Source organism: Moraxella sp., from assembly GCF_024227015.1.
Lineage (GTDB): Bacteria > Pseudomonadota > Gammaproteobacteria > Pseudomonadales > Moraxellaceae > Moraxella.
On record NZ_JAAELD010000282.1, the window covers coordinates 1 to 2049 of the forward strand.

Sequence of the window (2049 nt, forward strand, 5' to 3'; positions counted from 1 at the left end):
CCGCCCCGCCCCAAAAAAAGCCGTCCAAGGCGAAAAACTGCGTGGCTATGATAAAGTCGCTCGCATTCCCATTAAAGTCATTCCCACCGTTGAAGCCCCCAAAAAGCCCGACTGGATTCGTGTCAAATTATCCAGCCCTGCCGAAGTGGAGCGTATCAAAGGCACGCTACGCAAACAAAAGCTCTACACCGTCTGCGAAGAAGCCGCCTGCCCTAACCTGCCCCAATGCTTTGGCGACGGGACAGCGACCTTTATGATTATGGGCGACATCTGTACACGTCGTTGCCCGTTTTGTGAAGTAGCACACGGTCGCCCCAATCCCCTTGATGTGGACGAGCCACGCCACACCGCCGAGACGATACTTGGGCTTGGGCTAAAATATGCCGTCATCACAAGCGTAGACAGAGACGACCTAAAAGACGGTGGTGCGGGGCATTTTGTGGAAGTTATCCAAGAATCCAAAGCCCTAAGCCCCAACTGTTTGATTGAAATTCTTGTGCCTGATTTTCGTGGACGTGAAAAAATCGCCATTGACCTACTTGCCGAGACCGCTCCCGATGTCTTTAACCACAACATTGAGACCGTGCCACGCCTATACAAGGCATTTCGCCCCGGCTCGGACTATCAGCACTCCCTAAACCTACTAAAAGAATATAAGGCACGCCGTCCTGACGTTGCCACCAAATGCGGATTTATGGTGGGGCTTGGCGAGACCGAAGAAGAAGTCTATGCCCTGCTTGACGACCTAAAAGCTCATGACGTGGACATCATCACAATCGGGCAATACCTAGCCCCAAGTAAAAACCACGCCCCTGTGGACAGATACGTCCACCCCGATGAGTTCGCCCGCTATACCGAATACGGCAAAAAATTGGGCTTTTTTAACATCTGGGCAAATCCTATGGTGCGTTCAAGCTACTTTGCCGACCGCCAATACTATGGCGAAGACTGCCCACCGCCTGTGCGTAGCTCAAAAGCCCTAGCCGAAGAGAAATTGGCAAAGGCGGAGCGTGGTGAGACGAGTGGGTGTTTCTAAGCATCACAACTAGGGCGGAGATTTTCGCCCTTTTTCACTTTTATTAACTTTAAATCGTTATTGAGTCATGACAAACCAATCCGTTATCCTATCGTCCAACCAAATCCACCGCCTATACCACACTTTTTTTATCCCAAAAGGCACACCCATCGCCAGCCTACTCATCGTACATGGCATGAGCGAGCATAGTGGGCGTTATGCCGATTTTGCCCAGTTTCTGGCGGATAATGGCGTGCTGGTGGCGACTTATGACCAGCTTGGGCATGGGCAGACAGTTAGGGACAAATACGAGCTTGGTTTTATTGACGAAAAACACCCTGTCCAAGCCCTGTGCAAAGACGTGGTTATCATGGCGGATAAAATAAAAGACAAGGCACGCACGCTGACCGACCGCCCCACGCCTCATTACATCATGGGGCATTCTATGGGGTCATTTATCGTGCGGACGGTGCTGACCCACCACGCCACAAGCTTTGACGGGGCGATTATCATGGGAACGGGCAACAGCTTTGGGCTTATCAACCGCTTTGCTCTAACCGCACTTGGGGCGATGAATTACATAAACCCAAAACGTCCCAACGCCCGCTTTGCCACATTGTTAAACCACTATCTACTCTCGCAAATCCGCTCGCCCATATCGGCATCGCCCTTTGCATGGCTAGCCGAAAACACCGACAGCATCAAAGCCTTTGAAGCTGACCCTTTGTGCGGTTTTGCGTTTAGTAATAATGGCTTTGTCGCCTTGCAAGCCCTTATCAAAAAAGCCACATCGCCCACATGGTACGCCCACACGCCCACAGATTTTCGCATTTTGCTCATAAGTGGCAAAGACGACCCAGTCGGACGCATGGGGCAAGACATTGATGAACTCCAAAACGAGCTTATCCGTGCAGGGCAAAACGTCCGCACACACCTATATCCCAACATGAGACACGAGCCACTACACGAGACGGATAAAGATAGGGTGTATGGAGATATTTTGGCGTGGCTAAAACATCACACCATTGATAAAA

The 2049-nt window shown here is 51.0% G+C and carries 2 protein-coding genes; both read left to right on the forward strand.

Annotated elements, in window-relative coordinates:
• The first annotated feature begins 37 nt into the window (after window positions 1–37).
• Window positions 38–1036, forward strand: coding sequence for a lipoyl synthase (gene lipA / locus GY683_RS06465; protein WP_297287965.1), 999 nt, complete (start codon window positions 38–40; stop codon window positions 1034–1036).
• Window positions 1037–1103: 67 nt separating this feature from the next.
• A partial coding sequence (locus GY683_RS06470) for an alpha/beta fold hydrolase (RefSeq protein WP_297287964.1) occupies window positions 1104–2049 on the forward strand: 946 nt, incomplete at its 3' end.